The sequence below is a fragment of the Polaromonas sp. genome, assembly GCF_043778355.1.
In the GTDB taxonomy this organism is placed as follows: Bacteria; Pseudomonadota; Gammaproteobacteria; order Burkholderiales; family Burkholderiaceae_C; genus Polaromonas.
Genome location: NZ_JAYWHI010000040.1, coordinates 22,109 through 28,824 on the forward strand (window position 1 = coordinate 22,109; position 6,716 = coordinate 28,824).

Sequence of the window (6,716 nt, forward strand, 5' to 3'; positions counted from 1 at the left end):
CATGGCCACACGCGCTGAGACTTCGTTCGGCTCCGGCGCGGATGCCAAAACTGCAGCACCGCTGGCCGAGCGTTTCCGGCCCCAGTCGCTCGGCGAGGTGATTGGCCAACAACACCTGCTCGGTGAAGACATGCCCTTGCGTATTGCCTTCGAATCCGGTCAGCCGCACAGTTGCATCCTCTGGGGCCCGCCGGGTGTCGGCAAGACCACCCTTGCCCGGCTGATGGCCAACAGCTTCGACGCGCATTTCATCACCATCTCGGCGGTGCTCGGTGGCGTCAAGGACATTCGCGAAGCGGTCGAACAAGCCAGCATCTGGCAGGGGCAGGGCAGGCGCACCATCATGTTTGTCGATGAGGTGCACCGCTTCAACAAATCCCAGCAGGACGCTTTTTTGCCGCATGTCGAAAGCGGTCTCTTCACCTTCATAGGCGCCACCACCGAAAACCCCTCTTTCGAGGTCAACTCCGCCTTGCTGTCGCGCGCCGTGGTGTATGTGCTGCAGCCGCTGGGCGACGACGATCTCAAACAAATCATTGCCAAGATCCTCGCAGGGCAAGCGCTGCCAGCTATCGAATCCATAGCATCCGAAGCGGTGGACAAGCTGGTGGCTTATGCCGACGGCGATGCCCGGCGCCTGCTCAATACCCTGGAGACGCTGGATGTTGCCGCACGGCGCGAGAAAAAAGGCGGCAGGGTGGAGGTGACCGAAACCTGGCTGATCAAGGTGCTGGGCCAGCAGATGCGCCGTTACGACAAGGGCGGCGAGCAGTTTTACGACACGATCTCGGCGCTGCACAAGTCGGTGCGCGGCTCCGACCCGGACGCGGCGCTTTACTGGCTGGTGCGCATGCTCGATGGCGGGGCCGAGCCCAAATACATGGCGCGTCGCCTGATCCGCATGGCCAGCGAAGACATCGGCCTGGCCGATCCGCGCGCCTTGCGGCTGGCACTTGATGCCGCCGAGGTTTACGAGCGTCTGGGCTCGCCAGAGGGCGAGCTGGCGCTGGCGCAGTGTGTGGTCTACCTGGCGGTGGCGCCCAAGTCCAACGCCGTCTACAAGGCATTTAACGAGGCCAGGGCCTTTGTCAAGAAAGACGCTACCCGGCCAGTGCCGCTGCACCTGCGCAACGCGCCCACCCAACTCATGAAAGCGCTGGATTACGGCAAAAATTACCGCTATGCACATGACGAAGAGGACGGCTTCGCCGCCGGCGAGAGCTATTTGCCCGAAGGCATGGCGGAGCCAGGTTTTTACCGGCCGGTCCATCGCGGCCTTGAAATCCGCATTGCGGAAAAGCTCAAGGACTTGAAGTCGAAAAACGACCAAAAGAGCTGACTCGAACGGCCGCTTGCCGGTCCGCTCGCTTGCCCAGAGAATAAAATTCCTCAAGGGTAAACCCCGCAAAAACGGCTGCGCTGGCCCGATTCTCGCTAGAGGGCCATGGCTACAATTTGCGCATTAGCTCGCCACCCAATCCAGTCCGCTGGTTTTGATAGGCGGGCTTTTTGTTAACTCGCGCGATTGCGTGGTGATCCCACGCAACGCGGCTGCGCATGGTGCGGGGCGGAGCTGGCAACTGAATTCAACGGGAGAGTGAGTATGGAAGTTTTGCTTCAGCAAATCATCAACGGGCTGGTGCTGGGCAGCATGTATGCCCTGGTGGCCCTAGGCTACACCATGGTGTACGGCATCATCAATTTGATTAATTTTGCGCATGGCGAGGTGCTGATGGTGGGCGCCCTGACGAGCTGGACCATCATCATCTGGATGCAGGAGGCCATGCCGGGCACACCGGGCTGGGTGATTCTGATCATCTCGCTGCTGATTGCGTTTGTGGTCTGCGGTGCGCTCAACTTTGCGATTGAAAAAGTTGCCTACCGGCCGCTGCGCAACTCGCCCAAGCTGGCACCGCTGATCACCGCTATCGGCATGTCCATCCTGCTGCAGACGCTGGCCATGATCATCTGGAAGCCCAACTACAAGCCTTACCCGACCTTGCTGCCTTCCGAGCCCTTGCAGCTCGGCGGCGCGGTGATCACCGTCACGCAAATTTTCATCCTGGGCGCCACGGCCGTGTCACTGGCGATCCTGATGTACCTGGTCAACTACACCAAGCTGGGCCGCGCGATGCGTGCCACGGCCGAGAACCCGCGCGTGGCGGCGCTGATGGGCGTCAAACCCGACACCGTGATTTCGGCGACCTTCATCATCGGCGCGGTGCTGGCGGCGCTGGCCGGCGTGATGTACGCGTCCAACTACGGCACGGTGCAACACACCATGGGCTTTCTGCCGGGTCTCAAGGCCTTTACCGCGGCGGTCTTCGGCGGCATTGGCAACCTCGGTGGCGCGGTGCTGGGCGGCATTTTGCTCGGGCTGATTGAAGCCATTGGCGGCGGCTACCTTGGCACCTGGACCGGCGGCGTGCTGGGCAGCCAGTACTCAGACATCTTTGCCTTTGTGGTGCTCATTTTTGTGCTCACCTTGCGGCCGTCCGGCCTGCTTGGTGAACGGGTGGCGGACCGGGCCTAGAAGAAGGAGAGCACCATGATGAAAAAACACAGACTCCTATCTTTTCTGGTTGTTGCGGTCGCCATGCTGGTCCTGCCCCTGTTGCTGCAGCAGGGCGGCAACGCCTGGGTGCGTATTGTCGACATGGCGCTGCTGTATGTGCTGCTGGCACTCGGTCTGAACATCGTCGTCGGTTACGCCGGCCTGCTGGACCTGGGCTACGTCGCCTTTTTTGCGGTCGGCGCCTATCTGTTCGCCCTGCTGGGGTCTCCGCATCTGGCCAGCGCGTTTCCGTGGATTGCGGCTGAATTTCCGAACGGCCTGCATCTGCCCATCTGGGCCGTCATTCCGCTGGCCGCCGCGCTGGCGGGGCTGTTCGGCGTCATCCTCGGCGCGCCCACCCTCAAGCTGCGCGGCGACTACCTGGCCATTGTCACGCTGGGCTTTGGAGAGATCATCCGCGTGTTCCTGAACAACCTTGACCGTCCGATCAATCTGACCAACGGTCCCAAGGGCATCAACCAGATCGATTCGATGAAGTTCTTCGGTTTCGACCTTGGCAAGTCACACAGCTTCTTCGGCATCGAGGTGGCCTCGGTGACCATGTATTACTACCTGTTTCTGGTGCTGGTGATTGTGTCGGTGGTGATTTGCCACCGGCTGGAAAACTCGCGCATCGGCCGCGCCTGGATGGCGATCCGTGAAGACGAAATCGCCGCCAAGGCCATGGGCATCAACACCCGCAACCTCAAGTTGCTGGCCTTCGGCATGGGCGCGACCTTCGGCGGCGTGTCGGGTTCGATGTTTGCGGCCTTCCAGGGCTTTGTATCGCCCGAGTCCTTCAGCCTGATGGAGTCGGTGATGATCGTCGCCATGGTGGTGCTTGGCGGCATTGGTCATTTGCCGGGTGTCATTTTGGGCGCGCTGCTGCTGGCGGCGCTGCCCGAGGTGCTGCGCCATGTGGCCGGACCGCTGCAGGCCATGACAGGTGGGCGCCTCGACGCAGCCATCCTGCGCCAGTTGTTGATCGCGCTGGCCATGATCGTGATCATGCTGTCGCGACCGCGCGGTTTGTGGCCGGCACCGGACCACGGCAAGTCGCTGGCCAATGCCAATACATCCAACAAATAAGGCATGGCCATGAGCGACACCATTCTCAAAGTCTCTGGCGTTTCCAAACGCTTTGGCGGCCTGCAGGCCCTCAGCGACGTCGGTATCCACATCGAACGCGGCCAGGTTTATGGCCTGATCGGCCCTAACGGCGCTGGCAAGACCACCTTCTTCAACGTGCTGACCGGGCTGTACACGCCCGACAGCGGCAGCTTCGAGCTGGCCGGCAAGCCCTACAAACCATCGGCGGTGCATGAAGTCGCCAAGGCCGGCATTGCGCGCACTTTTCAGAACATCCGTCTGTTCGCCGACATGACGGCGCTCGAAAACGTCATGGTTGGGCGCCACATCCGCACCAAGTCTGGCTTGATCGGCGCGATGCTCCGCACGCCCGGCTTCAAGGCTGAAGAAGCAGCCATTGCCAAACGCTCGCAGGAGCTGCTCGACTATGTGGGCATTGGCAAATACGCCGACTTCAAGGCGCGCACCCTGAGTTACGGCGACCAGCGCCGCCTGGAGATCGCCCGCGCGCTGGCGACCGACCCGCAACTGATTGCGCTCGACGAGCCAGCCGCCGGCATGAACGCGACCGAGAAGGTGCAGTTGCGCGAGCTGATCGACCAGATCCGCAAGGACAACCGCACGATCTTGCTGATCGAGCACGACGTCAAACTCGTGATGGGCCTGTGTGACCGCGTCACGGTGCTCGACTACGGCAAACAGATTGCCGAGGGCCTGCCTTCCGAGGTGCAGAAAAACGAAACAGTGATCTCCGCCTATCTGGGCACAGGTCATTGAAGGGAAACAGCAGCATGGCAAACACACTTCTGAAGGTCACGGGGCTCAAGGTCGCTTATGGTGGCATCAAGGCCGTCAAGGGGGTTGACTTTGAAGTCAACGAAGGCGAACTTGTCACCCTGATCGGCTCCAACGGCGCCGGCAAGACCACCACCATGAAAGCCATCACCGGCACCTTGCCGATGGCCGACGGCGACATCGAATACCTGGGCAAAAGCATCAAGGGCAAGGGCGCCTGGGACCTGGTCAAGGATGGCCTGGCCATGGTGCCTGAAGGCCGCGGCGTGTTCACCCGCATGACCATCACCGAGAACCTGCAGATGGGCGCCTACATCCGCGACGACAAGGCCGGTATTGCCGACGACATCGAGAAGATGTTCACGATTTTTCCGCGCCTGCGCGAGCGCAAGGACCAGCTCGCCGGCACCATGAGCGGCGGTGAGCAGCAGATGCTGGCCATGGCCCGTGCGCTGATGAGCCGCCCCAAGGTGTTGTTGCTCGACGAGCCGTCGATGGGCCTCTCCCCCATCATGGTCGACAAGATTTTCGAGGTCGTCAAAGACGTCTCGGCGCGCGGCGTCACGGTGCTGCTGGTCGAGCAAAATGCCAGCCGGGCGCTGGGCATTGCCGACCGGGGTTATGTGATGGAGTCCGGTGTGGTCACGATGAACGGCGCAGCCAAGGATCTGTTGAGCGACCCGCGCGTGCGTGCGGCGTATCTGGGCGAATAATACAGGTCGTTTATGCCTCCAGCCCATAGGCAGCGGGCGTGGAAAGCTATTGAATTGATAGCGCCATTGTGCCTGCCTCGCCGCTGCGCGATGCCTGGGCGTCCGGGCCCCTAGGGAATCCCACGGTGACGCCGCCGCCGGTTTTTTGCACAATCGGGGCCATGACAACAAATTCTTCCTCCCTCTTTTTTCTGACGGCAACCCGTCGGCTGGCACTCTCGTCGGCTGCGGTCCTGGCCCTTTGTTTCACCGCGTCGGCTGTGCAGGCCCAGCCCAAGGTCATGCGCATTGTTGTGCCATATGCGCCCGGCGGCCCGATTGATGTGACCGCACGCCTGATGGCCGAACGTGTCAAGGACACGCTGGGCACCGTCATCATTGAAAACCGTCCCGGTGGCGGCGGCAACATCGGCGCCGATGTGGTGGCCAAGGCTGCGCCCGACGGCCTGACCATCGGCATTGCCGCCGTGGCCACCCACGCCATCAACCCCTGGCTGTACAGCAAGATGCCCTACAACGCGGCGACTGACTTTGCGCCGATCACGCAGATGCTGCGCGTGCCCAATGTGCTGGTGATGAACGCCGACACCGCCCAACGTCTGAACATCAACAGCCTGGCCGACCTGATCCGTTACGCCAAAGCCAACCCCGCCAAACTCAACTACGGCAGCGGCGGCAACGGCAGCGCCGGCCACCTGGCCGGAGAGATGTTCAAGGCGCAGGCGGGCATCTTCGCGCTGCACATCCCCTACAACGGCGGCAACCCGGCGCAACTGGCCTTGCTGAGCGGGCAGGTTGACTTCAACTTTGACAATCTGGCGACGGCCTCCGCCAACATCAAGGCCGGCAAACTCAAGGCCCTGGCCGTGACCACCGTCGAGCGCAGCAGCGTGTTGCCCGAGGTGCCGGCCGTGGCCGAGATGCTCAAGGGTTTTGCCATCGACACCTGGTGGGGCCTGGTGGCGCCTGCTGCGACGCCCAAAGACGTAGTCGCCAAACTGAACCAGGCCTTTGTCGCGGCGCTCAACTCGCCCGAGGCCAAAACCCGCTTTGCCGCGCTGATGGCCGAACCGGTGGCCAACACGCCGGAGCAGTTCGGTGCTTTCATGAAGGCCGAGCTGGCGAAGTATGAGAAGGTGGTGAAGGCTTCCGGCGCCCGCGTGGATTGATTTTTGGAGTCTTTTCGGGCACTGGCCCATGCCAGGTGAGCGTGGGTAGCTATTGAAATCATAGCAAGCCGTGGCGGACGGGCCTGCGCTACATCGTTCGGGCTGAGTATGTCGAAGCCGAGGCAAGCGCTGGTTTTGCCGATGCCTCCAACAAGCCGGGGGTTGCCCGGCGGCAACTCACTTTCTTTTTGCGTCGCCAAAAAGAAAGTAAGCAAAGAAAAAGGCGACCCGATGGTCTGGGTCCTTCCGCTTCGCTACAGGCAACCTGCGGTGCTCGGTAAAAGCGGGGTCTTGCTCGAACTCGCTTCGCTTGTATGTTATGGGTGTCGGGGTGGAGGGACTCGCTTCGGATTCGGCCGCGGCAGCGGACCGACAGTTTTGAGATTTCTCCCGCCC

General features: G+C 61.7%; 6 protein-coding genes. All 6 read left to right on the plus strand.

Going from position 1 to position 6,716, the window contains the following annotated elements; translation table 11 throughout:
• Position 1: 1 nt before the first annotated feature.
• The 6 genes from ACH2CW_RS07230 to ACH2CW_RS07255 all read left to right on the plus strand — a co-directional run bounded on the left by ACH2CW_RS07230 (position 2) and on the right by ACH2CW_RS07255 (position 6,320).
• Positions 2-1,339 (plus strand): replication-associated recombination protein A, encoded by a 1,338-nt coding sequence (locus tag ACH2CW_RS07230; RefSeq protein WP_395056572.1) that lies wholly within the window; start codon positions 2-4, stop codon positions 1,337-1,339.
• Positions 1,340-1,603: 264 nt separating this feature from the next.
• Positions 1,604-2,533 (plus strand): branched-chain amino acid ABC transporter permease, encoded by a 930-nt coding sequence (locus tag ACH2CW_RS07235; protein ID WP_395056573.1) that lies wholly within the window; start codon positions 1,604-1,606, stop codon positions 2,531-2,533.
• 18 nt (positions 2,534-2,551) lie between these two features.
• Positions 2,552-3,643: an ABC transporter ATP-binding protein gene (locus ACH2CW_RS07240; RefSeq protein WP_395056585.1), complete on the plus strand. Its 1,092-nt coding sequence runs from the start codon at positions 2,552-2,554 to the stop codon at positions 3,641-3,643.
• A gap of 9 nt (positions 3,644-3,652) precedes the next feature.
• Positions 3,653-4,420 carry an ABC transporter ATP-binding protein gene (locus ACH2CW_RS07245; protein WP_395056575.1) on the plus strand — a complete coding sequence of 256 codons (768 nt, stop codon included), beginning with the start codon at positions 3,653-3,655 and terminating at the stop codon, positions 4,418-4,420.
• Positions 4,421-4,434: 14 nt separating this feature from the next.
• Positions 4,435-5,151 carry an ABC transporter ATP-binding protein gene (locus tag ACH2CW_RS07250; protein ID WP_395056577.1) on the plus strand — a complete coding sequence of 239 codons (717 nt, stop codon included), beginning with the start codon at positions 4,435-4,437 and terminating at the stop codon, positions 5,149-5,151.
• Between the two features lie 161 nt (positions 5,152-5,312).
• Positions 5,313-6,320 carry a Bug family tripartite tricarboxylate transporter substrate binding protein gene (locus ACH2CW_RS07255; RefSeq protein WP_395056579.1) on the plus strand — a complete coding sequence of 336 codons (1,008 nt, stop codon included), beginning with the start codon at positions 5,313-5,315 and terminating at the stop codon, positions 6,318-6,320.
• The last annotated feature ends 396 nt before the right edge of the window (positions 6,321-6,716 follow it).